Source organism: Streptomyces yatensis, from assembly GCF_018069625.1.
GTDB lineage: Bacteria > Actinomycetota > Actinomycetes > Streptomycetales > Streptomycetaceae > Streptomyces > Streptomyces yatensis.
Map to the genome: position 1 here is coordinate 5923761 of NZ_CP072941.1, position 22260 is coordinate 5946020.

A 22260-nucleotide genomic window follows, 5' to 3' on the forward strand; every position below is an offset into this window, starting at 1 on the left:
GACATCGTACCGACGTGCTGTCGGCAGGTTCGTCCGGGGGGCTCAGGTGTGATCTATCAAGCACGAACGGGCGATCATGCGATACGGAACCCGGACACATCCGGCAAGCGGGGGGTGGTCGCGGCCAGCCGGACGAGCCGGCCGCGGGCGATGCGCCGCAGCTCCTCCGCGGTGTTGTCGCGCTCCCGCTCCCGTTCGTTGCCCAGCCGGCTCCGGATTCCGGTCAGCAGCCGGTCGAGCCGCTCCTCGGGCCGCAGACCATCCAGACAGATGACGAAAACGTGACCGAATCGACGTTCGTACGCATCGTGGGCGGCCTGGAGCGCGGTGTGGGCGGCCAGCGCCCCCAGGCTCTCCGCGGGCGGCAGCTCATGGCCGACGACCGACTCGTCCGCGAGCGCCTCGTCCAGATCGGCCGGGGTGAGGTCATAGCTGGCCTCGTCCCCGGCGGCCAGCAGCGCCTCCAGATCGGGGTACGGGCGGTGGGCCGCGATCAGCCGGGCCCAGCGGCGGCTGCCGCAACAGGCGAGCAGCGCGGCCTCGGCCGCGTCGGCGGTGGCGGTGTTGAGCCGGTCGAGGCGGGAAGCGGCGGCGCGGGACCTGGACCTGGACAGCGTGGACTCCTCGGGCACGCGTGAGAGGCGTGGGAGACATGGCTGGGGCGTGTGAGCAGTACACGCTAACGAGGCGGGGAGGTGGGTGTGCCGGGGGGAACGCGATATCACCCGAACGGGGAGGTTTTACTGCATGCGGTGGACGGCATTCGGGGCGCAGGGTGTTTTTCGGTCACAAGGCGGCCGAATGCCCGAAGCGGGGAGGGCCTAAGGAGGTACACCGCCATGGGATTGCCGCTCAGAGCCACCAAGGCGTCCTGCGTCCGCGGTCTCATCGCGGGTGCCGTCGCCACCCTCGTCCTGGCGGCCCTCGGCTGCCAGCAGACGGACGGCGGCCAGGGCCAGGCCGGCACCCGCTCCTCGCCGGCGCACTCCGCGCACGCCACGACCGCCACCTCGGCGCGGTCCCCCTCGACCACTCCGCCGCACGGCACCGCGGCCTCCGCCCCGCCCCGCACCATCCCCTCCGTCCGCGAGTTCACCCCGACCACGGGCCCGGGCTGGCGGCCCGGCAGCGGCAGCCGGGTGGTGGCCGACCTCGACGGTCCGCTCGCCGACGAGGCCCACATGATCGCCACGGAGCTGGGGATGCGCACCGCCTCCGGCACCCCCCGCACCGGTGATCTCTCCCTCGCCCTCGATCCGGAGCAGAGCGGGGGCCGCGAGGCGTACAAGCTGACGGTCGGCGGCGGCCGCGCCCGGATCACCGGCCCGGCCGAGGCGGGCGTCTTCTACGGCACCCGCACCGTGAAACAGGCGCTGCGCTCCGGCGGCCGCCTCCCCGAAGGCGTGATCCACGACCGGCCCGGCCGCCCCCAGCGCGGCCTCAACCTGGACATCGCGCGCAAGTTCTTCTCGGCCGGGTGGATCGAGGCCCGGATGCGCGAGATGGCCGACCTCAAGCTCAACCAGCTGGCCCTGCACTTCTCGGACGACCAGGGCTTCCGCATCCAGAGCACCAGCCACCCCGAGATCGTCTCGGCCCAGCACCTCACCAAGGCCCAGGTCCGGGAGATCGTCGCGCTCGGGCAGCGGCTGCACATCACCGTCATCCCCGAGATCGACTCGCCGGGCCACCTCGGCGCCGTCATCAGGGCCCATCCGCAGCTCCAGCTGCGCAACGCGGGCGGCACCACGTTCCAGGGGTCGGTGGACATCTCCAATCCGGCCGCGGCCCGCATCGTCGATCAGCTGATGCGCGAGTACGCCCCGCTCTTCCCCGGCCGCTGGTGGCATCTGGGCGCCGATGAGTACCTCGCGCTGACCGTCAAGGACCCCCAGGCGTCGTTCCCGAAGCTGGTGGCCGCCGCGAAGGCGAAGTACGGACCCAACGCCCGGGTGCAGGACCTGGTCACCGGCTGGCTGAACGACCGCGCCCGGCTCGCCCGGCAGCTGGGCAAGCAACCCAAGGCGTGGAACGACGGCTTCTTCACCGGCGGCGTCGTCAAGCCCGACAAGAACATCGAGGTCGAGTACTGGACGGGACGGCTGAAGGAGGCGGCACGGCAGCCGCTGGAATATCTGAAGGAGGGCCGCAAGGTGGTCAACCTCAACGACTCGTACCTCTACTACGTCCTCGGCGAGCCCGGCGGCTTCACCTACCCGACCGGCGAACGCATTTACGAGAGTTGGTCCCCCGCCGTACTGCGCAGCTCCACGCCCGTCGCCGACAAGTCCCTGACCGGACCGAACCGGATCCTCGGCGCCCGTTTCGCCATCTGGGGCGACCGGCCCGAGGCCCAGACGCCCGCACAGGTGGCCCAGGGCATCCGGCTGCCGCTCGCGGCGCTGGCCCAGCGGGTGTGGGATCCCGGGAAGCCGCCGCTGAGCTGGTCGGACTTCACCCGGCTCGCCGAACGGCTCGGGGTCTGAGCGCGCGGCCCGGGCGGGAGAAGAAGAGGGAGAAAAGAAGGACGGTCGGGGCCGCCACCCCCCACAGGAGAGGCCCCGACCGTCGATCAGGGAGAGCCGTCAAAGGCTCGCACCCCTTACAGCGTCGCACGCCTCGATTGCGTCACACCTCCCCTTGCGCGAAACCGGGGACTTCACCCCGCGTCCCGGGTCCGTTCCGCTCTGGACTTGACCGGTCGGATGCCCGTAACGTGCAGGTCCGCGCTCTGGGCGCGGTCAGAGGCTTCATTTTCTCGCGTGGCCCGCAGCGGGCCACGTTCCCAGGGGGACTCAAAAGACCATGTATCCGTGTGGGAACTGCCGCGCTGTCGCCGTCGGCCCCGACGGGCGCTGTGCCGCATGCGGGACGTACCAGCAGCAGCTGCAGCAGCCCTCCGCGCCGCCGCAGCAGCCGTCCGTCCCGCCGCAGATGGGGCAGATGCCGCCGGCGCCCGGCGGCTACCCGGCTGCCCCACCCATGGGCATGCCGACCGGCGGGGTCGATCTGCGGCGCGGGCTTTCCACCACGCTCGTCGCGCTGTTCGGCGTGGCGCTGCCGGCGCTCGTCTTCCTCTTCGTGGGGCGTTCCGGCCAGTACAGCGTGATCGGGGACATGCTGGACGCGGTCGAGGGCAAGTCCGTCTCCATCACCGAGCAGGACCTCAACGACGCCGACGACCTGTTCACCACCGCACAGGTCATCTACTGGCTGCTCACCGTCGCGATCGCCGTGGTCTGGGCGATCTGGTTCCGGCGGCTGCGGCTGAACGCCGAGGTCTTCGCGCCCGGCCAGCACCGCTTCAGCAGCGGCTGGGCGGCCGGTTCCTGGTTCACCCCCGTCGTCAACTTCTGGTTCCCCAAGCAGATCGCCAACGACATCTGGCGCGCCAGCTCCCCGCAGGGGCCGCACGCCGTCAGCCGCGGTCTGCTCAACGGCTGGTGGGTCACCTGGATCGTCGCGCTGATCACCAACGCCATCGGCGGCATCCGCTACAACCTGCTGCGCGGCAAGGTGGAGGGCGACGACTACGCCCCCTCCCCCTCCGAGGCCAAGAGCGACATCGAGAGCCTGCGCTCCATCCTGGCCTTCGACATGTTCGCGATCGTGATCTTCATGGCCGCGGCGGTCCTCGCGCTGCTGCTGGTCCGGCAGATCACCGCGATGCAGGAGCAGCGCGCCTCACTGCCCCCGCAGCTGGGCGGCCCGGCGCCGTACGGCATGCCGGCGCCGAACCCGTACGGCGCCCCGGCGCCCGGACCGGCCCCGTACGGCGCCCCGGCCCCCGGGCCCGGCTCGTACGGTGCCCCCCAGATGCCACCGACCCCGCCACCCGGCCAGCCCGGTCAGCAGTACCCGCCCTACGGGCAGGGCTAGCCCGCGGCTACGCCGGAATCGACTGGACCACGGATTCTCCGAGTGGGGCAGGAAGAGAGCGTGCAGGCGGACGACGCGGAACTGACCGCCGCGGTACTCGCGGCGCAGGAAGGGGACGAGACCGCCTTCCGGACCGTCTACCGGTCCGTGCACCCTCGCCTCCTCGGCTACGTGCGCACGCTGGTCGGTGACGGAGACGCGGAGGACATCACCTCGGAAGCATGGCTGCAGATCGCCCGTGACCTGCAACGCTTCAGCGGAGACGCCGACCGCTTCCGGGGCTGGGCGGCCCGGATAGCCCGCAATCGGGCACTGGACCACATACGGATGCGCGGCCGCCGTCCGGCCATCGGCGGCGATGAGTCGGAGCTGGAGTTCCGCGCCTCCGACGCGGACACCGCCGGTGAGGCGATGGAGGCCCTCGGCACCGGCCGGGCGCTCGGGCTGATCGCCCAGCTACCGCAGGACCAGGCCGAGGCGGTGGTGCTCCGGGTGGTCCTCGGCCTCGACGCCAAGAGCGCGGCCGCGGTGCTGGGCAAGCGGCCGGGGGCGGTGCGCACGGCCGCCCACCGGGGTCTGCGGCGGCTCGCGGACTTGATCGGCCCGGCGGCGGGGAGCGATCCGGCGGTGCTCGAGGGGATCCCGGGGCAACGTGAGTCACACGGCGGCGGAGCAACCAAGCCGGGTGCGGCGAAGTCTGCTGGTGTGACGGATTCACGCGCGCCAACGCAGAAGGACATGTGATGGCCGAAGACCACCGCTATAGCTGGCTGGATGACAGTGCCGCGGAGCGGTTGCTTCGCGGCGAACCGGTCGAGGGGCAGCCCGGGGCTCCCGACGGCCGGGGCGACGAGTCATATGCCGAAGCGGAGCGGTTGGCGGCCGTCCTCAGCGCCGTCGCCGGGGCAGGCCGCCCGGCGGCCCCCTCCGACGCGTCCGCGCTCCCGGGCGAGGAGGCGGCCATGGCCGCCTTCCGGGCGGCCCGGGTCGCCGTCGAGGCCGAAGCGGAGGCCGTCGCCGAGCCGGGGGTGGCCCGGCGGCCGCAGCGGATCCGGAAGTTCAGGGAGAGACAGCCGCGGCTGCGCCGCCCCCTGCGGGCGGGCATGATCGCGATGGTGGCCGGCTGTGCGCTGAGCGGTTTCGCGGTCGCGGCCGCGGCGGGCGTGCTGCCCACCCCGTTCGGGCCGAGTCACCACACTCCGGGCCCCTCGGTGAGCATGTCGGACGCCGGACCCGGCGGGGAATCCGCTCATCCGGAGATCTCCGAGAACGGCGGTACGACGGCGCCCGGCCCCAGTGGTTCAAGCGACAACGATGCCAGCGATGTGGGTTCGAACGGCGCCCAGGGCGGAACGGTCACCTCCGGTCCGCAGGGTGACGGCACGGGCAAGGACGGGAAGACGAAGGACCCCTCGTCGAAGGGGAGGCACGGCGCCCCGGGATGGGCCCTCCGCATCTGCCCCCGTTACCTGACCGCCGAGTTGGCGGGCGTGGACCTCGACAAGAAGTCGCTGAAGAAGCTGACGAAGGCGGCCGGCAGCGAGTCCGCCATCCACGGCTACTGCACCCAGATCCTCGCCGACGAGGGCACGGACGCCCCGCGCGGCGACGACGGCACGGACAACAACGGCGGCGGGGACAACGGCACGGACAGCGGTTCGGACAACGGCGGCGGCAACGGCGGGTCCGATGGCTCTGGCTCCGGCTCCGGTGACAGTGGCGGGTCGGACAGCGGCGGCGATTCGGGAAAAGGTGGCGGGGACGACACCACAGTCCCCCAGCCCCCGCCTCCGCCGAGCGACACCACCGGCACCACCGGGACGCCGAGCGCCACCACGACACCGACGCCCGCAAGTGACTCCGCGGCGTCGACCGACTCGGTGACGGCCACGGAAACGGGTGCCGACTGAGGCTGCGGCACCCAGGTGTGACGTTTTTTTCAGCGGTGACGCTGAAAGAAATGGGCCGACTGGTCATCGGCCGCGCGGGAGCCGAGGTTCCCCCCGTACCGACGGCTCCGCGCATTCGGCGCGGGCAGAGCACGTTCCCCCGGCTCTGCCCGCGCCGCCCCCTCTTTGCGCCTAAGCCTTTGCGCCCAAGCCGGCGCCGCTCTCGCGGACCGGGTCCTCGCCGTCGGGGTTGCTCAGTTGATGGTCGCGGCCCTACTTGTACACGACGACCTTGTCGCCCGCCTTTACTTTGGCGAAGAGCGCAGCGATCTTCTTCTTGTCGCGGACGTTCACACAGCCGTGCGAGGCGCCGCTGTAGCCGCGGGCGGCGAAGTCCGATGAGTAGTGCACCGCCTGGCCGCCGCTGAAGAACATCGCGTACGGCATCGGGGTGTGATAGATCGTCGACACATGGTCCCGGCTCTTGAAGTTGACCTGGAACAGCCCCTCCCGGGTCGGGGTGTACTCCGAGCCGAAGCGCACGTCCATCGCCGACATCACCCGCCCGTTGACCATCCACGCCAGGGTGCGGCTGCTTTTGCTGATGCACAGCACCCGGCCGGTCAGGCACCGCGGATCCGGCTTGGCCAGCGGAAGGGTGGTCGGCGGATAGAGCTGGTCGTGCGTGGGCGTCTTGGTCGCCGAGCGCAGTGAGGTCCAGGTGCGCCGGCTCACCGAGCCGGTGACCGAGAGGCCGTGGCCCCGCTGGTACGCGCTGACCGACGCCTGCGTGATCGTGCCGTAGTAGCCCGTCGGGTTCCGGTTGAAGAGGCCGAGCGCGCGCAGCCGCGCCTGGAGCTCGCGCACCCGGTCCCCGCTGGTGCCGACGGCGATCACGGGCGGGGCCACCCTCGGCGCGGTGCGCCGCGGTGTGACCGGCGTCGTGGTGCGCGGCGGGGGCGCCACGACCCGCTTGGGCTTGGGCTTGGCCTTGTGCGTGAACGTGCGATGCGGCCGGGGCGTCTCCCGCGCGGGTGCGCTCGTACTGGCCCTGGCCTGCGGTCTCTCCTGCCCCCGGCCGTCCACGGTCGCTTCCCCCGCCCGGCACCCCGCGACCAGTGCCGCCGCCGTGGCCGTGGCCAGCGCCGTGCCGACCACCGCTGTCCGGTGCATCTGAATCCCCCACTCCCTGATCTTTTTGCTCTGAATGCTTCCCGAAGCTGCCAGGAGGCGAACATCGACGCATGCTGTGAGCAAGGCCCCGTACCGGGAGAACGCCCGGTATCAGCCACCAGGAGGCGTGGACCCATGGCGCGCGAGTCGGAGTCGGGATTCCCCGTCGAGCCGGTGTACGGGCCCGGCGCGCTGAGCGGCTGGGATCCGGCCGCGCGGCTGGGCGAGCCGGGGGAGTACCCCTTCACCCGCGGGGTCTATCCGACGATGTACACCGGCCGCCCCTGGACGATGCGGCAGTACGCGGGGTTCGGCACCGCCGCCGAGTCCAACGCCCGCTACCGGCAGTTGATCGAGCACGGCACCACCGGACTGTCGGTGGCCTTCGACCTGCCGACCCAGATGGGCTACGACTCCGACGCGCCCCTCGCCCACGGCGAGGTCGGCAAGGTGGGCGTGGCCATCGACTCGGTCGAGGACATGCGGGTGCTGCTGGGCGGCATCCCGCTGGACCGGGTCTCGACCTCCATGACCATCAACGCGCCCGCGGCCCTGCTGCTGCTCCTCTACCAACTCGTGGCCGAGGAGCAGGGCGTGGCCGGGAGCCGGCTGACCGGCACCATCCAGAACGACATCCTCAAGGAGTACATCGCCCGCGGCACCTACATCTTCCCGCCCGGCCCCTCGCTGCGGCTGGTCGCGGACATCTTCAAGTACTGCAAGGCCGAGCTGCCGAAGTGGAACACGATCTCGATCTCCGGCTACCACATGGCGGAGGCCGGGGCCTCGCCCGCGCAGGAGATCGCCTTCACCCTGGCCGACGGCATCGAGTACGTCCGTACGGCCGTCGCGGCGGGGATGGACATCGACGACTTCGCACCCCGGCTCTCCTTCTTCTTCGTCTCCCGCACCACGCTGCTGGAGGAGGTCGCCAAGTTCCGCGCCGCGCGCCGGATCTGGGCGCGGGTGATGCGGGAGGAGTTCGGCGCCCGCGATCCGAAGTCCCAGATGCTGCGCTTCCACACCCAGACCGCGGGCGTCCAACTCACCGCCCAGCAGCCCGAGGTGAATCTCGTACGCGTCGCCGTCCAGGGCCTGGCCGCCGTGCTCGGCGGCACCCAGTCGCTGCACACCAACGCCTTCGACGAGGCCATCGCGCTCCCGACCGCCACCTCCGCCCGGCTGGCGCTGCGCACCCAGCAGGTGCTGGCGTACGAAACCGATGTGACGGCGACCGTGGACCCCTTCGCGGGCTCCTACGCCGTCGAGTCGCTGACCGACGCCGTCGAGGCGGCGGCCGTCGACCTGATGCGGCGGGTCGAGGACCTGGGCGGTGCGGTGGCCGCCATCGAGCGGAACTTCCAGAAGGAGGAGATCGAGCGCAGCGCCTACCGGATCGCCCGGGAGACGGACGAGGGCGAACGGGTGGTGGTCGGCGTCAACCGCTTCCAGCTGGAGGAGGAGGCGCCGTACGAGCCGCTGCGGGTGGACCCGGAGATCGAGGCCCGGCAACGCGACCGGCTCGCCCGGCTGCGCGCCGAACGCGACCGGTCGGCGGTGGGCGCGGCCCTGTCGTCCCTGCGGAAGGCCGCCGAGAGCGAGCCCGGCACGGCGAATGTGCTCTACCCGATGAAGGACGCGCTCGCGGCGCGGGCCACGCTGGGCGAGGTGTGCGATGCGTTGCGGGAGGTGTGGGGGACGTATCGGCCGGTGGACGCGTTCTGAGGCGGCCGGGCGGAGTCGGGCTGGGGCCGGGCGGAGTCGGGGCTGGGGCCGGTCCGGGGCCCCGTCCGGGGCCGGTTGTCAGGGGCTTGGGTAACACTGGACCCATGTCGTCGTCACCCCGCCGTGCCTGCCCGGTCTGCACCCGTGAGATCGCGGTCGTCGGCGGGCGCTTCGCCCGCCACGACCCGCCGGGGCGGCGCTCCGCCCTCGAGCTGATCTCCTGCCCCGGTTCGCGGCGGATCGCGCCGCTGCTCGGCACCCCGCCGAAGCTGTTCGGCGAGGCCGACCCCCCGACGCCGGGCCAGCAGCCGCTGTTCTAGCCCCCAGGGCCTGTGCCGCCCCTCCCCGCAGCGCCGATACGCGCCTCCGCCGCGTGCTGGGGCTGCGGCCCAGGCCCTGGGGGCCTGGTGGGCACACTCGTGGGTCTTTCCACTACCCGCCCCTTCCCGCAACTGGGGCTCCGCCCCAGGCCCCGGGCCAAGCCCTTCGCAGCCGGGCCGCAATGGGGGCTCCGCCCCAGGCCCCGGGCCAGGCTGGCCTAGGGTCCGAGGGCCCCGGGTCCCGTCGTTCTGGCGTGCCAGCGTGCGTGGGGGTGTCCGGGGCTCCGCCCCAGAACCCGGGCCCGGCTGGCCCAGCGCCCGGGCCTCGTCGCTCTGGCGGGCCAGCGCGCTGGGGGTGTTCGGGGCTTCGCCCCAGCCTCGGGGGCCCGGGCCAAGCCCTTGGCGGCGGGGGACGGTCGAGCGGGCTGTTCCCGCCCCGCCCTTCCCCGCGGCATCGATATGCGGCTCCGCCCCAGCCCCTGGGGTCCGGGCCGCCCCGGCTCTTGCCGAGGTGGGGCCCTGCCTCAACCTCCGGGGTCCAGGGGCGGAGCCCCTGGTTCGGGAAGGGGCGGGTAGGGGAAAGATCGGCCGGACCCGCCGTCCCAGCGGCCCCGCTACGCCGCCGCGCCCACCAACCGGGAGGCGAGCGTCGCCCCCGGGCTGGCGGTCGTCAGGGCCTCCATGAGCTGGTCGCCGGCGGCCTTCAGCGCCGTGTCGTCCATCGGCCCCAGCGCGTCCAGCACGAACATCGCCCGGGTAGTCGCATGGGTGAGCCGGGTGCGGGTGCATTGGCGCCAGTTCCAGCGGCGGCAGGTGACGCCCGCCTCGTCGCGCCAGACCACCTCGCCGGGCGACGGGTGCTCCACCACGGGCTCGCCCCCGGCCGTCGTCTCGAAGGTCTCGTCGCCCTCGGCGCGCACGAGCCGGGCCGCGCCCACGTAGTGGTCGAGGTCCTCGCCACCGAGGGGGATCACATGCGCGACCGAGATCGCGTTGTAGAGGTCGGTCAGCCGGTCCACCCGCGGCAGCCCGGCGGGTGCCCGCCGCAGCAGGGCCTCCGCGCTGGGCCGGGTGCGCTGGGGCTTCGCCCCGAAGGCGCGGAACGCCTCGCGCCAGGCGGCCAGATGCGGATGCTCCTCCACCGGCCCGTCCCCGAACCGCTCCCGCGCCGCCCGCTCGGCGTCGGCCAGCAGCCGCTCGCTCAGCTCGTCGCTCGGCCCGGGACGCAGCCCCTCGGCGGTGATGAGCAGTGCCCGGTAGTCGGGGCGCAGGGCGTGCACGGCGGGGTCAATGGCGGCGGAGTCCAGCCAGCCTGCGGCGTCGTTCGTCATGCGGTCCACTATGGCATACGGTGCGGTGCAGTGTGATGTACGGGCGCCGGGGCCACCTTGTGCGGGCGCCGGGCCCCTGTACGGGCGCCGGGCCCCCTGCACGGGCGCTGGGGGCAGCCCCACCCCTGAGGTGCTGCGCCGGCGCGATGACGCGGGGCTGCTGGACGGGCCGTCGGCCCGCTACCCGGAGGTGCGATTCGTCGACTAGGGCCCAGGGGCCGGGCCGAGCAGGCCTAAAACAGTCCGAGCTGGGTGGTGAGCAACGCGAGGACGACGACGAGCGACCAGCCGAGCAGCTGCTCCAACAGGTGATCCTCGCCGTCGGAGGGGCCTCCGGTGCGGGAGTGGAGGCCGGTACGGCGCGCCGCGATGTCGGTCATGCGGGTGTCCTCTGTGCTCAGCGATGATCGTGATGAAAGTGATGAAACGGGTCATCACCGTTGCCCAGGGTGCGCGTGGCAGCCGCCAGGGGTAAAGGGGAAGTGGCCGAACTCACCCGAGGAGGACCACGGTGACCAGCGTCATTCCCAAGGGTCTGGGCGAGCAGATCCGCGCCCTGGCCGGAGGCGAGGTGACCTCCCATGCGCTGGTCGAGCAGGCGCTCGGGCGCATCGCCGAGACCCAGCCCACCCTGAACGCCTTCCGCCGCATCCGCGCCGAGGCCGCCCTGCGCGAGGCCGAGGAGGCCGACCGGCGGCTGGCGGCGGGGGAGCGGCTGCCGCTGCTCGGGGTCCCGCTCGCGGTCAAGGACGATACGGATGTGGCGGGCGAGCCCACCGCCTTCGGCTGCTGCGGCGACTTCCCGGCCAAGGTCGAGGACGGTGAGGCGGTGCGGCGGCTGCGGGCGGCCGGGGCCGTGATCGTCGGCAAGACCAACACCCCCGAGCTGGGCCAGTGGCCGTTCACCGAGGGCCCCGCCTTCGGCGACACCCGCAATCCGTGGAACCCGGAGTACACCCCCGGCGGCTCGTCCGGCGGCGCCGCGGCCGCCGTCGCCGCCGGGCTGGTCCCCGCCGCGCTCGGCTCCGACGGCGCGGGCTCGGTCCGTATCCCCGCCGCCTGGACGCACCTGATCGGTATCAAGCCCCAGCGTGGCCGGATCTCCACCTGGCCGGACGCCGAGTCCTTCAACGGCATCACCTGCAACGGCCCGCTCGCCCGTACGGTCGCCGACGCGGCGCTGCTGCTGGACGCCGTGAGCGGCAACTGCGAGGGGGATCTGCACTGCCCGGAGCCGGTGGACGTGCTGTCGGCGGTGGGCCGCGACCCGGGGCGGCTGCGGATCGCCCTCTCCTTCAAGACGGCCTTCACCGGCACCCCCAAGAGGCTGGACCCGCTGGTGCGGGCCTCGGTCGTCCGGCTGGCCGAGCGGCTGGCGGCCCTCGGCCATGAGGTCGTGGAGGCCGAGCCGCGCTACGGGCTCGTGGGGTTCTCGTTTCTGCCGCGGGCCACGGCCGGGCTCTTCGAATGGTCCGGCCGCGTCCCCGATCCGCTGCTGCTGGACATCCGCACCCGCCACGCCGCCCGCAACGGCCGGCTGCTGGGCGGCGCCGCGCTGCGGTGGGCGCGGTCGTACGAGGAGCCGCTGCGGCGCCGGGTCGGGGCGATCTTCCAGCGCTTCGACGTCGTTCTCTCCCCGACGACGGCCACGCCCCCGCTGCGGATCGGCGCCATGGCCGCGCTGTCGGGGTGGCAGACCGATCGGGCCATGATCGCGGCGTGTCCGTACGCCTGGCCGTGGAATGTGCTGGGGTGGCCCGCGATGAACGTCCCCGCCGGGTTCGCCGACCCCGAGCGCACGCTGCCGCTGGGCGCGCAGTTCCTCGGCCCGGCCAACAGCGAGCCCGTGCTGATCTCGCTGGCGGCCCAGCTGGAGGCCGATCAGCGGTGGTACGAGCACCGGCCGTCGATCTAGCCGCCGGGGACACCGCACGCGACCGTTCCCGTTCCCCGTTCCCCGTCCCCCGTCCCCCGTCCCCCGTCCCCCGTCCCCCGTTCCCCTTCCCGATTCCCGCTCCAGGGCGCGGTCCCGTGCCGGTCCCGCACGGCCGTGGTTCAGGCGGTCGGGCGCAGCGTCTCGTCGAGCCAGTCGGCGACGCGGGCGGTGGCCAGCCGCTGGGCGCCGACGTGGCAGTGGGCGTTGGCGCCGAGTTCGTCGCCGAACACGAGCAGGGTGCTGTTGGGCGTGTGCTCGTGCAGTGCCTCGGGCTGGCCCGTGAAGAACAGGTCGCCCTCCGCCGAGCAGACCAGCACGGGTGCTTTGATCCGCTCGGCGATGCCGTCGCCGAGGTGGTAGTCGAGCATGGCGGCCAGGACCTGGCGCGGGGTGTCGACGCCGTAGACCCAGGCGCCGTGGGACATCGCCCAGCGCGTGACGGGGGAGTTGGCGATGGACCGCTCCAACTGGGCGTCCACGTCGGGGGCGCTCTCGGCCCGTAGCACGGCGGCCTTCTCCTCGCGGGTGTCGCCGGGGATGTCGGCGATGAAGTTCGCGGCGTTGTCGTAGACGCCGTCGATGGCGACGACGGCCTTGACGCGGTGCTCGAAGGCCGCGGCCCGGGGGGCGAGTTGGCCGCCCATGCTCAGTCCGATCAGGGCGATGCGCTCGGGGTCGACGCCGTCGCGGGTGAGGACGAAGTCGATGGCGGCGCCGACGACGGTCTCCCAGTCGGGGCGGAAGACCAGCTTCTCGCGGTGCATGGGCCCTGGCTGCCCGGGGCCGTCGAAGGCGAGGACGTGGTAGCCGCGCTCGACGAGTCCGGGGACGCCGAAGAAGTGGCACTCCTCGGCGGTGCCGTCGAAGCCGTTGTGGATGAGCGCCACCGGGTGCGGCTCGCCCCGGCCGTCGTCGGCGGCCTCGTAGAAGTAGCCGGGCAGCGTGGTGTTCTCGAACGGGATCTCCACCGGGGTCACCGGGCGCTCGGACAGCGCCATCGCGGCCCGGAAGGCGGCCACGCTCGCCTCGTAGACGTGGTCGATCCGCGGGTCGCCGGGGTTTCCGTGCAGGAAGAACTCCGCCGAGCGGTAGTAGTTCGAGGCGCGCAGCCAGGCGTCCCGGGCGGAGGCGGGGTGCCGCTTCCGCTCGGCCTCGCGGGCCACCTCGGCGACGCGGTCCGCGGTGCTCAGCCACTCGTCGTACCAGCTGTCGAAGTCGCCCTCGCGGATGCGCTGCGAGGTGGTGAGCACCTCGCCGAAGTCGGCGCCGCCGTAGGCGATGTGGCCGAAGGACCGGAGGGTCTCGAACCAGAACGACGGGTTGTTCTCGAAGAGCACAGGACGCATGACGACCCCTTAAGGCGAAGAGTTTCGTGTTACGCGGAACGATGGCAAAGGTACATGCGCCATGGGTAAATGTGAAGCCTCTCGCGTTAAGCAAACGTGAAGCCTCTCGCGTTAAGGTGGAGGCATGACCGAGGAGCCGACTCTCCGCCGCCCCGGCGGGCGGACCGCCCGGGTGCGCGCCGACGTCCACCGGGCCGTTGAGGAACTCGTCCGCACCCAGCCCCTGCCGGAGCTGACCCTCACCCAGGTGGCCGAGCGCTCCGGGGTGCACCTGGGCACCCTCTACCGGCGCTGGAAGACCCTGGACGGCCTGATCCTCGACGTCGTCAACGAACATCTGAGCGCACCCATGCCCGACACCGGATCCCTGTGGGAGGACCTGGACCGCTATGTGCGGCGGGCCGCCGAGGATGTCGCCGGCCCCGTCGGCAAGATGCTGCTGCAGACCCTCACCGCCATACGGCTGGAGGCCGACGGGGGCGGCGTGGAGAAGCTGCCCCCCGCCCTGACCAAGCGATTCGACGACCTGCGGACCCTGCTGGACCGCGCCGCCGCGCGGGGCGAGAACGCCCCCAGCGCGCTGGAGGTCTTCGAGATCGTCCTGGCCCCGCTGTACGCGGCGCTGCTGTTCGGTGTCGGCTCCAGCGGGCCGGACGCCACCGGGCCGCTCCTCGACCGCCTCAAGCGCCTCACCGACTCGTCTCGAAACCCCGGCTCCGCCCCGGACCCCGCGTAGCCGTCGCCGCGTAGCCGTCGCCTCGGACGGCTTCGTGAGCCTTGTCTCATTTTCGGCGGTGCCCCAACTCGTCGGCCATGGGCGCCGTTCGGGGTGTCGGCCCCCGCCGTCGAGGGGGTCCGCCGGGGCTCCGGACCCGGAGCCCGCGCAGGCGAAAAAGGCCAGGTCATAGGGGTATGTGGCGGCCGGAAGGGCGCGGTCGCGGTCGGTCGGCGGTGGGCGGGGCTCTGGCTAGACTTCCGCCACATGGTGACGACAGTGGCCGAAAAGAGACGGCGGCGGAGAAAACAGACCGGGCAGATATTCGTCAACGCCTCCGGTGGGCGGCGCCGGCTTCTGGCGTTCGTGGCGCTGGCCGTCGGCTGTGCCTGCCTCGGTTATCTGCTGCTTCTCGGCACGGCCTTGTCCGGGGTGCTGTGGCAGGCCGACCGGGAGCCGCCCAGGACCGTCGAGCGGCCCACCACGGGCGACACCACCGGCACCACGGGCACCACGGGCACTACTGGCACCACGGGCGGCACCACCGGCGGCGACCAGGCCGCCGGGCCCTGGCCCAGCACCTACTCCTACGGCGCCGAGGTGACCGCGCCCCTGGCCGAAGCCGAGCCGTCCAGGGGCGGCCCCTGGTGAGCCCCCGGCACGCACACCGCCCCGAGCCGCGCGGCCACTGGCTGCTGCTGATCGTCGTCGTCTCCGCGATCGCCGCCGCGCTGGTCTTCGAGGGCTGGACCACCCATGAGGTCGCCTCCCAGTCGACGCGCCGCCCCTGTACGAGCCCCATCCCGAAGGCCGCCGACACCGGGAAGCCGGTCGTACGCATCGGAGGCGGCGGCCGCACGGTCGAGACGGCCGGGATGCCGGACCGCACCGTGGCCCTCACCTTCGACGGGGGCCCCGACCCCGTATGGACCCCGCGCCTGCTGGACCTGCTGCGCAGCCACCACGCGCATGCCACCTTCTTCCTCTCCGGCGCGCAGGCGGTCCGCCACCCCGCGCTCGTCGAGCGGATCCGCGCCGAGGGGCATGAGATCGGCTCCGGCGCCTACACCGGATCGGATCTGGGCTCGGCCTCGTCCCCGCGCACCCGGCTGGAGCTGTCCCTCACCCAGACCGCGCTCGCGGGCACCGCCGGCATCAACACCAAGCTCGTACGGCTGCCGCTCACCACCCAGGCCGACACGATGTGCGGCGGCGAGTGGACGGCCGCCCGGCGCGCGGCCGATCAGGGCTATCTCCTGGTCGCGGCGGACCGGCCGCTGCGGAAACCGGAGCGGGGCGTCGTCCGGCAGTACAGCCAGAACGACACCGGCTACGCCGAGGCGGACAAGCTCCTGCGGAACCGCAAGATCGAGAAGTTCGCCACGGTGTCCGAGGGGCTCGGCGGGCCCCCGGTCAACACTCCGGTGTCGACCGTCGGCCGGTTGCAGGGCGAGGCGCTGATCCAGGTCCAGGGCATCGGGCACCTCTTCGTCCAGGCCATGTCCTGGGTGCTCGGCATCGCGGGCGCCCTGGCCCTGCTCCGGCTGGTGCTGCTCGTCTTCTACGCCCGGGCCCATGTGCGGCGCCTCCGGCGCTCCCGGCCGGGCGCGCCCTGGCTGCGCGAGGTGGACGAGCCGGTGACGGTGCTCATCCCCGCGTACAACGAGGAGGCGGGCATCGAGTCCACCGTCCGTTCGCTGCTCGCCTCCACCCACTGGCAGCTCCAGATCATCGTGATCGACGACGGCTCGACGGACCGGACGGCGGACCTCGCCACCTTGATCGACGACCCCCGGGTGCTGGTGGTCCGCCAGCCCAACGCGGGCAAGGCCGCCGCCCTCAACACCGGCCTCGTCCACGCGCACCACGACATCGTGGTGATGGTCGACGCCGACACCGTCTTCGAACCGGACACCGTCCACCGCCTCGTCCAGCCGCTCGCCCACCCGGCCGTCGGCGCGGTCAGCGGCAACACCAAGGTCGGCAACCGCCGTCGGCTGCTGGGCAAGTGGCAGCACCTGGAGTACGTCTTCGGGTTCAACCTCGAACGCCGGATGTTCGAGGTGCTGGAGTGCATGCCGACCGTGCCCGGCGCGATCGGCGCCTTCCGGCGGGACGCGCTGATGGGCGTCGGCGGCGTCAGCGAGGCCACCCTCGCCGAGGACACCGACCTCACGATGGCCCTGTGGCGGGCCGGCTGGCGGGTGGTCTACGAGGAGACCGCCATCGCCTGGACCGAGGTCCCGACCTCCCTGGGCCAGCTCTGGCGCCAGCGCTACCGCTGGTGCTACGGCACGCTCCAGTCCATGTGGAAGCACCGCCGCGCCCTCCGCGAGGTCGGCCAGGCCGGACGCTTCGCCCGCCGGGCGCTGCCCTATCTCTTCCTCTTCCAGGTCGCGCTGCCGCTGCTCGCCCCCATCGTGGACGTCTTCGCGCTGTACGGCGTGCTGTTCGCCAATCCGGTGGAGTCGATCGGGGTGTGGCTCGCCTTCCTCGTGGTGCAACTGCTCGGTGCGGGATACGCGTTGCGGCTGGACAAGGAGCGGCTGACGGCGCTGTGGGCGATGCCCCTGCAGCTCTTCGTCTACCGGCAGCTGATGTATCTGGTGATCATCCAGTCCGTGGTCAGCGCGCTGTTCGGCACGCGGTTGCGGTGGCACCGCATCCACCGCTCCGGCTCGGCCGCGGACCGGCTGACCGCGGGGCCCGCCGGGCCCGCCGAGCGCCGTCTGTCGTCCAACTGAGGAGGTGAGGGAGAACGATGTCCCACGGCTGGCCGGACAACGGCAACCAGTCCGGTGATGACCACGCGTACGCGTACGAGTACGCGTACGACGCGGGCTACGGCGAGCCCGCGCCCCGCCGCCGGTGGCCCCGGCGGCTGCGGCGCACGGTGGTCGTCCTGCTCGCGGTGGCCCTGGCAGGCGGCGCCTCCACCTACGGCTGGGCCCGGTCCAAGCTCAACACCGACGTCGACCTGGGCAAGGTCGAGCACCGCCCCGCGAAGGGCAAGGGCACCAACTACCTCGTCGTGGGCTCCGACAGCCGCGACGGGCTCTCCGTCCGGGACAAGAAGACCCTGCACACCGGCTCCGCCGAGGGCCGCCGCACCGACTCGATGATGGTGCTGCACACCGGCGCCCACGGCGCGACGCTGATGAGCCTGCCGCGCGACTCCTGGGTGACCATCCCGCCGTACACCTACCCCATGACCGGAAAGCGCCCCGGGCCGTCGAAGAACAAGCTCAACGCCGCGTTCTCGGCGGGCGGCCCCGAACTGCTGGTGCGGACCATCGAGCACAACACCGGTCTGCGGATCGACCACTACGCGGAGATCGGCTTCGCGGGCTTCGTGAACGTCGTCAACGCGGTCGGCGGCGTCCATCTCTGTCTCGACGAGCCGATCAAGGACAAGAAGTCGGGCGCGAACCTGAAGAAGGGCTGCCAGACCCTCAACGGCCGCCAGGCGCTGGCCTTCGTCCGCCAGCGCCACCAGGAGGCCGAGGGAGACCTCGGCCGCAGCCGGAACCAGCAGAAGTTCCTGTCCGCGCTGGCGAAGCAGGCCGCGCGCCCGAGCCAGGCGCTCGTCCCGTGGAAGGTCTTCCCGACCGTGGGCGCGGGCCTGGACACGCTCGTCGTGGACAAGGGCATGGATCTGCGGACGCTGATGTCGTTGTTCGAGGCGATGAAGCGTGTCGCGGATGGCAGCGGCAACCGGCTGAATGTTCCTGTGGCTGGTCGTGGGATCGCCACGGCCAAGGGCAGCGCGCTGAAGTGGGACGAGGGGCGGGCGAAATGGCCCTTCGAGCGGCTGCGGAACGATCAGCCGGTGAGCCGTACGCGATGAGCCGTTGCGAGGAACCGCCGCTGATCAGCGGAGGGACCTACGGAAATCCGTAGGTCCCTCACCTGCTATTCCGCCGCTCGGGGTGGCGGAATCCGAATCCGCGACCTCTTCGTCCCGAATATGCCCTGGAAGGTCGTCGAAAGAGAGGGGGCGTCAATCGGCATGGACACCGTGAAGCAGGCCGGTCGACTGACCTACCTCGATGAGATAGCCGTCCGGATCGCGCAGGTAGCAGCGCAGTTCCGCACCGCGGTCGAGGGGCTCGGTCAGGAAGTGAGCACCCTTGGCGACCGCGTTGGCGTGGAAGGCGGCCATATCCGCGACGCGGACATTGAGAAAGCTCGACACCCGCTCGGTGCTCCGGGGCACCTCGAGGGTGACGCCGGGCTTGTCGGGGGTGGGTCCGCCCCCGGGATTCATGATGATCCAGGTGTTGGCCACCTTCACCATCGCCGGATTCTCCTCCATCACGACCTCGCCGCCGAACACGTCGGCGTAGAAGCGCCGTGACTTCTCCACGTCGCGCACGGTCAGGAAGTGCGTGACAACAAGCCCTTGTTGCGGGGCGGGCAGATCACCGTGAGCCGTCATGGTCCGTCATCCTCACTGTGTGGGGTGGGAAGGTGGCGCCCGCCGGCCGGCGGCCGCGGTATGCGAGGGGAATCCGCCGGTTATTCGACAAAATAGGAGTCGTGCTCGTCGAAGAACCTGGCACGCTCTTCCTCCGTGGCATCGGCCAACTGCGACACCTGCTCGAAGTACTCCTCACGCGGCGCGCCCGGTGTGAAGAGCAGCAGCATTTCGGCAGGAGCGTCGGAGTCGTTACGGAAGGAATGCAGTCCGCCCTGCGGCACATGCAGGAAGTCGCCCTTCCGCGCGTCGATCCACTGTGCGCCGTTGAAAAGGCGAACGGTGCCGTCGAGGATGTAGAAGGACTCCGAAATGGTCTTGTGGTAGTGGGTCTTGGGGCCGCCGGCCTTCGCCTTCATCCGGAATCGATAGAGCCCGAACTCGCCCCGTGTGGTGGAGGTGGTCGCCAAGTAGTGAATGGCGTCGCTTTCGTCTGTTCCGACATTCGGTGGGGTGTTCACCGGCCGGAAACTCGCGCTGATCTCGCCGTCATCTCCCGTGTACACCTGCTTCGGGTACGACACGCAGACCATCCCTTCCCTAGGTCGGACGCGCAACGGTGTGTCGGCGGGGGCATGCGCGGACCGCTGCCGTGGCCGCGGGACGACGACTGCCCCCGGACCCTCCGTCGGGCGTGCTGCTACAGAAGAGACCGATCACCCCGGCATTTGTGACACCTTCCCGGATCGCCCCACCCAGGCGGTGCCGGAGGCGATCATGGATCACGCGTCGTGGCGCCGGCGGCGGTTGCTCAGGCGCCTTCGCGGAGCGTTCGGAAGAACCTTCTCACGTCGTCGACCAGCAGCTCCGGCTGCTCCATTGCCGCGAAGTGGCCGCCTCGGTCGTATGTCGTCCACTGCACGATGTTGTTGGTCCGGTCCGCGATGTGCCGCAGCGGGATGAAGTTGTCCCGAGGGAAGTCGGCCAGGGCGGTCGGTGTCGTCGACGGCTCGGGCGGGGTGCCCCAGTAGTCGGCGTGTGCCCGCTCGTAGTAGATGCGGGCGGAGGAGCCGGCGGTGCCGGTCAGCCAGTACAGCATCACGTTCGTGAGCATGTGGTCACGGTTGACGGCATCCTCGGGGCGGTCCTCGGAGTCGGTCCACTCCTTGAACTTCTCGACGATCCAGGCCAGTTGGCCCACCGGGGAGTCGGTCAGACCGTATGACAGGGTCTGTGGGCGGGTGGACTGGATGTCGGCGTAGCCCTGGCGGTCACGGCTCCAGGCCCGCATGCGGTCCCAGGAGGCGAGCGTGCGCTCGCGTTCGTCCGGGCTCAGGGCCGCCATCTCCGCCGCATCGGGTTCCCGCGTCGGGGCCGAGTTCGGCAGCAGGTTCAGATGTACGCCGATGACCTTGTCCGGCCGGGTGCGGCCGAGTTCGCGGGAGATGCCGGCGCCCCAGTCGCCGCCCTGGACCCCGTATCGCTCATAGCCCAGGCGCTCCATCAGTCCGGCGAACGCGGCGGCCACCCGGCAGAACTCCCAGCCCGTCTCCGTGGTGGGGCCGGAAAGGCCGAATCCGGGGATGCTGGGCAGCACCAGGTGGAAGGCGTCGGCCGGATCCCCGCCATGCGCTCGCGGGTCGGTGAGCGGGCCGACGACCTCGGTGAATTCGACGATCGAGCCCGGCCAGCCGTGGGTCATCACCAGCGGTGTCGCATCCGGTTCGGGGGAGCGGATATGGGCGAAGTGGATGTTCGCCCCGTCGATGGTGGTGGTGAACTGCGGCCACTCGTTCAATCCGGCTTCCGCCGCGCGCCAGTCGTACGCGTGCCGCCAGTAGTGCACGAGCTCCTTCAGGTAGTCGCGCGGGATGCCGTAGGCCCAGCCCACTCCGGGCAGTTCGTCCGGCCAGCGGGTGCGGTCGAGGCGCTGGTGGAGGTCGTCCAGCTCGTCCGGGGGGACATCGATACGGAAAGGCTGGATGCCCTGGTGGGCTGGAGTCGTCATAGCGGCGCATGCTACGTCGACGCGTTCGTCACTCCGTAGCCGATTTCTCGCACGGTGGGCACCCGACTTCTCGCGGAGTGGGTGCCCGACGCGGCCCGAGCCGCCGGTGCCGCAGTTCCCCGCCCGCGCCGCGCGTTACGGCGCCAGGATGTCCAGCTCGCGCAGGGCCCCCACCGTGATCTCCCGCGTATAGCGCTCCGCCGCCTCCGCGTCGCCCGCGCGGACCGCTTCGGCCACGCGGACGTGGAGGGTGACCGCCTCGGGGTCGGGGTCGGTGAACATGACGCGGTGCTGCGTGCGGCCGGTCAGGACCTCGGCGACGACGTCGCCCAGGCGGGCGAACATCTCGTTGCCCGAGGCGCGCAGGATCACGCGGTGGAAGGCGACGTCGTGGATCAGGTACGCGGGCAGCTGCTGGCCGCGTGAGGTGGCGACCATGTTGAGCGCGTGCTCGGTGAGCTCGGCGCACTGCTCCGGCGTGGCGTGCCCGGCGGCCAGCGCCGCCGCGGCGGGTTCGATGGCCGAGCGGAGGGCGGTGAGGGAGCGGAGCTGGCGGGGTCGGTCGGGGCCGGCCAGGCGCCAGCGGATGATCTGGGGGTCGAAGACGTCCCACTCCTCGGTGGGGCGCACCGTCACCCCGACCCGGCGGCGGGACTCCACCAGGTGCATGGACTCCAGGACCCGCACCGCCTCCCGGACGACCGTGCGGGAGACGTCGTAGCGCCGCTCCAGCTCATCGGTGCGCAGGACGGTGCCCGGCGGATAGTCGCCCCCGGTGATCGCGGGGCCGAGGGACTCCAGGAGCCGGTCGTGCAGCCCTCCGGCCCTGGGCCTCTGACCACGGCCCTGGGGCCCCTGTTCGTCCATGCGCTCAGCCTACGCGGCCGCCCACCCATCAAATAAGTATGACTTTTAAGTCACGGACTCTTGAATACGTCGTATCTGTGGGGTTGAGTGTCCCCGGCGCCGAGGTCGAAGAAGACAGCGAGGTTTCACACAATGCACGCCCCCCAGGTTGTCGTGGTCATGGGAGTGTCCGGAACGGGCAAGACCACGGTCGGCCCCTTGCTGGCGGAGGAGCTCGGCGTCCCGTATGCCGAGGCCGACGACTTCCACCCGCCGGCCAACATCGCCAAGATGTCGGCCGGGACCCCGCTGGACGACGAAGACCGGCGTCCCTGGCTGGACGCCATAGGTGCCTGGGCCCATGACCACGCCGAGGGCGGAGGCGTGGTGAGCTGCTCCGCGCTCAAGCGCAAGTACCGCGACCGGCTGCGGTCCGCCGCGCCCGGCATCGTCTTCCTCCATCTGACCGGCGACCGCGAGCTGATCGCCGGGCGGATGAAGGAGCGCAAGGGCCACTTCTTCTCCGGGGAACTGCTCGACTCCCAGCTCGCCACGCTCGAACCGCTGCAGCCGGACGAGTACGGCGTCGCCGTGGACGTCGGCCCGGAACCCGAGCTCATCACCGAGCGGGCCGCCGCCGAACTGCGGCGGCTCGAACACCAGTAACGCAGGTTA

At 71.7% G+C, this 22260-nt stretch carries 21 protein-coding genes; 12 read left to right on the forward strand and 9 right to left on the reverse strand.

Going from position 1 to position 22260, the window contains the following annotated elements:
- Window positions 1–74 precede the first annotated feature (74 nt).
- A complete protein-coding gene (locus tag J8403_RS24915) occupies window positions 75–632 on the reverse strand; it encodes a 2-oxo-4-hydroxy-4-carboxy-5-ureidoimidazoline decarboxylase (protein ID WP_211125103.1) in 558 nt (185 codons plus the stop codon).
- A gap of 207 nt (window positions 633–839) precedes the next feature.
- Between J8403_RS24915 and J8403_RS24920 the strand changes: the two genes are divergently transcribed.
- From J8403_RS24920 to J8403_RS24935, 4 genes are all read left to right on the forward strand, one after another.
- Window positions 840–2486, forward strand: coding sequence for a beta-N-acetylhexosaminidase (locus tag J8403_RS24920; RefSeq protein ID WP_211125104.1), 1647 nt, complete (start codon window positions 840–842; stop codon window positions 2484–2486).
- A 319-nt stretch (window positions 2487–2805) separates the two neighbouring features.
- Window positions 2806–3879, forward strand: a complete 1074-nt coding sequence (locus J8403_RS24925; RefSeq protein WP_211125105.1) for a DUF4328 domain-containing protein — start codon at window positions 2806–2808, stop codon at window positions 3877–3879.
- 60 nt (window positions 3880–3939) lie between these two features.
- Window positions 3940–4623, forward strand: coding sequence for an RNA polymerase sigma factor (locus tag J8403_RS24930; RefSeq protein ID WP_211128416.1), 684 nt, complete (start codon window positions 3940–3942; stop codon window positions 4621–4623).
- On the forward strand, window positions 4623–5789 hold the full coding sequence (locus tag J8403_RS24935; protein ID WP_211125106.1) for a hypothetical protein: 1167 nt from the start codon (window positions 4623–4625) through the stop codon (window positions 5787–5789). Before J8403_RS24930 ends, J8403_RS24935 begins: the two co-directional genes overlap by 1 nt.
- A 252-nt stretch (window positions 5790–6041) precedes the next feature.
- On the opposite strand, the gene J8403_RS24940 is transcribed toward J8403_RS24935, so the two are convergent.
- The gene (locus J8403_RS24940; protein WP_246585979.1) at window positions 6042–6941 is read right to left on the reverse strand and encodes a L,D-transpeptidase family protein; all 900 of its coding nucleotides are present in this window, start codon (window positions 6939–6941) and stop codon (window positions 6042–6044) included.
- 135 nt (window positions 6942–7076) lie between these two features.
- On the opposite strand from J8403_RS24940, the gene J8403_RS24945 reads away from it, so the two are divergent.
- Both J8403_RS24945 and J8403_RS24950 read left to right on the forward strand, forming a co-directional pair.
- Complete coding sequence (locus tag J8403_RS24945) at window positions 7077–8666, forward strand: acyl-CoA mutase large subunit family protein (protein ID WP_211125107.1); 1590 nt, start codon at window positions 7077–7079, stop codon at window positions 8664–8666.
- A gap of 104 nt (window positions 8667–8770) precedes the next feature.
- Window positions 8771–8986, forward strand: coding sequence for a hypothetical protein (locus J8403_RS24950; RefSeq protein WP_211125108.1), 216 nt, complete (start codon window positions 8771–8773; stop codon window positions 8984–8986).
- Window positions 8987–9600: 614 nt separating this feature from the next.
- On the opposite strand, the gene J8403_RS24955 is transcribed toward J8403_RS24950, so the two are convergent.
- Both J8403_RS24955 and J8403_RS24960 read right to left on the reverse strand, forming a co-directional pair.
- Complete coding sequence (locus J8403_RS24955) at window positions 9601–10317, reverse strand: B3/B4 domain-containing protein (protein WP_211125109.1); 717 nt, start codon at window positions 10315–10317, stop codon at window positions 9601–9603.
- A 233-nt stretch (window positions 10318–10550) separates the two neighbouring features.
- Window positions 10551–10697 carry an SCO1431 family membrane protein gene (locus tag J8403_RS24960; RefSeq protein WP_211125110.1) on the reverse strand — a complete coding sequence of 49 codons (147 nt, stop codon included), beginning with the start codon at window positions 10695–10697 and terminating at the stop codon, window positions 10551–10553.
- Between the two features lie 131 nt (window positions 10698–10828).
- On the opposite strand from J8403_RS24960, the gene J8403_RS24965 reads away from it, so the two are divergent.
- A complete protein-coding gene (locus J8403_RS24965) occupies window positions 10829–12232 on the forward strand; it encodes an amidase (RefSeq protein ID WP_211125111.1) in 1404 nt (467 codons plus the stop codon).
- Between the two features lie 140 nt (window positions 12233–12372).
- Here the strand turns inward: J8403_RS24965 and J8403_RS24970 are convergent, their stop codons facing one another.
- The gene (locus J8403_RS24970; RefSeq protein WP_211125112.1) at window positions 12373–13599 is read right to left on the reverse strand and encodes an alpha/beta hydrolase family protein; all 1227 of its coding nucleotides are present in this window, start codon (window positions 13597–13599) and stop codon (window positions 12373–12375) included.
- 124 nt (window positions 13600–13723) lie between these two features.
- Between J8403_RS24970 and J8403_RS24975 the strand changes: the two genes are divergently transcribed.
- The 4 genes from J8403_RS24975 (at window position 13724) to J8403_RS24990 (ending at window position 18161) form a co-directional block, all read left to right on the forward strand.
- Entirely contained in the window at window positions 13724–14335 is a 612-nt protein-coding gene (locus J8403_RS24975) for a TetR-like C-terminal domain-containing protein (protein ID WP_211125113.1), read from the forward strand.
- 246 nt (window positions 14336–14581) lie between these two features.
- Window positions 14582–14965 carry a hypothetical protein gene (locus tag J8403_RS24980; RefSeq protein WP_211125114.1) on the forward strand — a complete coding sequence of 128 codons (384 nt, stop codon included), beginning with the start codon at window positions 14582–14584 and terminating at the stop codon, window positions 14963–14965.
- Window positions 14962–17058, forward strand: a complete 2097-nt coding sequence (locus tag J8403_RS24985) for a bifunctional polysaccharide deacetylase/glycosyltransferase family 2 protein (RefSeq protein WP_211125115.1) — start codon at window positions 14962–14964, stop codon at window positions 17056–17058. Before J8403_RS24980 ends, J8403_RS24985 begins: the two co-directional genes overlap by 4 nt.
- Window positions 17059–17075: 17 nt before the next feature.
- Complete coding sequence (locus J8403_RS24990; protein ID WP_211125116.1) at window positions 17076–18161, forward strand: LCP family protein; 1086 nt, start codon at window positions 17076–17078, stop codon at window positions 18159–18161.
- 153 nt (window positions 18162–18314) lie between these two features.
- Here the strand turns inward: J8403_RS24990 and J8403_RS24995 are convergent, their stop codons facing one another.
- The 4 genes from J8403_RS24995 to J8403_RS25010 form a co-directional block, all read right to left on the reverse strand.
- On the reverse strand, window positions 18315–18752 hold the full coding sequence (locus J8403_RS24995) for a VOC family protein (RefSeq protein WP_211125117.1): 438 nt from the start codon (window positions 18750–18752) through the stop codon (window positions 18315–18317).
- A gap of 80 nt (window positions 18753–18832) precedes the next feature.
- Window positions 18833–19324, reverse strand: a complete 492-nt coding sequence (locus J8403_RS25000) for a cupin domain-containing protein (RefSeq protein WP_211125118.1) — start codon at window positions 19322–19324, stop codon at window positions 18833–18835.
- Window positions 19325–19542: 218 nt separating this feature from the next.
- Window positions 19543–20739, reverse strand: a complete 1197-nt coding sequence (locus tag J8403_RS25005) for an epoxide hydrolase family protein (protein ID WP_211125119.1) — start codon at window positions 20737–20739, stop codon at window positions 19543–19545.
- A gap of 135 nt (window positions 20740–20874) precedes the next feature.
- Window positions 20875–21606, reverse strand: coding sequence for a FadR/GntR family transcriptional regulator (locus tag J8403_RS25010; RefSeq protein WP_211125120.1), 732 nt, complete (start codon window positions 21604–21606; stop codon window positions 20875–20877).
- 132 nt (window positions 21607–21738) lie between these two features.
- On the opposite strand from J8403_RS25010, the gene J8403_RS25015 reads away from it, so the two are divergent.
- Window positions 21739–22251 carry a gluconokinase gene (locus J8403_RS25015; protein WP_211125121.1) on the forward strand — a complete coding sequence of 171 codons (513 nt, stop codon included), beginning with the start codon at window positions 21739–21741 and terminating at the stop codon, window positions 22249–22251.
- Window positions 22252–22260: the final 9 nt, after the last annotated feature.

What these genes read in the sequence shown, in the direction of transcription:
- J8403_RS24920 (WP_211125104.1), top strand. Translation starts at nt 840, where the DNA reads ATGGGATTGCCGCTCAGAGCCACCAAGGCGTCCTGCGTCCGCGGTCTC.
- J8403_RS24925 (WP_211125105.1), top strand. Translation starts at nt 2,806, where the DNA reads ATGTATCCGTGTGGGAACTGCCGCGCTGTCGCCGTCGGCCCCGACGGG.
- J8403_RS24935 (WP_211125106.1), top strand. Translation starts at nt 4,623, where the DNA reads ATGGCCGAAGACCACCGCTATAGCTGGCTGGATGACAGTGCCGCGGAG.
- J8403_RS24940 (WP_246585979.1), bottom strand. Translation starts at nt 6,941, where the DNA reads ATGCACCGGACAGCGGTGGTCGGCACGGCGCTGGCCACGGCCACGGCG.
- J8403_RS24945 (WP_211125107.1), top strand. Translation starts at nt 7,077, where the DNA reads ATGGCGCGCGAGTCGGAGTCGGGATTCCCCGTCGAGCCGGTGTACGGG.
- J8403_RS24950 (WP_211125108.1), top strand. Translation starts at nt 8,771, where the DNA reads ATGTCGTCGTCACCCCGCCGTGCCTGCCCGGTCTGCACCCGTGAGATC.
- J8403_RS24955 (WP_211125109.1), bottom strand. Translation starts at nt 10,317, where the DNA reads ATGACGAACGACGCCGCAGGCTGGCTGGACTCCGCCGCCATTGACCCC.
- J8403_RS24960 (WP_211125110.1), bottom strand. Translation starts at nt 10,697, where the DNA reads ATGACCGACATCGCGGCGCGCCGTACCGGCCTCCACTCCCGCACCGGA.
- J8403_RS24970 (WP_211125112.1), bottom strand. Translation starts at nt 13,599, where the DNA reads ATGCGTCCTGTGCTCTTCGAGAACAACCCGTCGTTCTGGTTCGAGACC.
- J8403_RS24975 (WP_211125113.1), top strand. Translation starts at nt 13,724, where the DNA reads ATGACCGAGGAGCCGACTCTCCGCCGCCCCGGCGGGCGGACCGCCCGG.
- J8403_RS24980 (WP_211125114.1), top strand. Translation starts at nt 14,582, where the DNA reads ATGGTGACGACAGTGGCCGAAAAGAGACGGCGGCGGAGAAAACAGACC.
- J8403_RS24990 (WP_211125116.1), top strand. Translation starts at nt 17,076, where the DNA reads ATGTCCCACGGCTGGCCGGACAACGGCAACCAGTCCGGTGATGACCAC.
- J8403_RS24995 (WP_211125117.1), bottom strand. Translation starts at nt 18,752, where the DNA reads ATGACGGCTCACGGTGATCTGCCCGCCCCGCAACAAGGGCTTGTTGTC.
- J8403_RS25000 (WP_211125118.1), bottom strand. Translation starts at nt 19,324, where the DNA reads ATGGTCTGCGTGTCGTACCCGAAGCAGGTGTACACGGGAGATGACGGC.
- J8403_RS25005 (WP_211125119.1), bottom strand. Translation starts at nt 20,739, where the DNA reads ATGACGACTCCAGCCCACCAGGGCATCCAGCCTTTCCGTATCGATGTC.
- J8403_RS25010 (WP_211125120.1), bottom strand. Translation starts at nt 21,606, where the DNA reads ATGGACGAACAGGGGCCCCAGGGCCGTGGTCAGAGGCCCAGGGCCGGA.
- J8403_RS25015 (WP_211125121.1), top strand. Translation starts at nt 21,739, where the DNA reads ATGCACGCCCCCCAGGTTGTCGTGGTCATGGGAGTGTCCGGAACGGGC.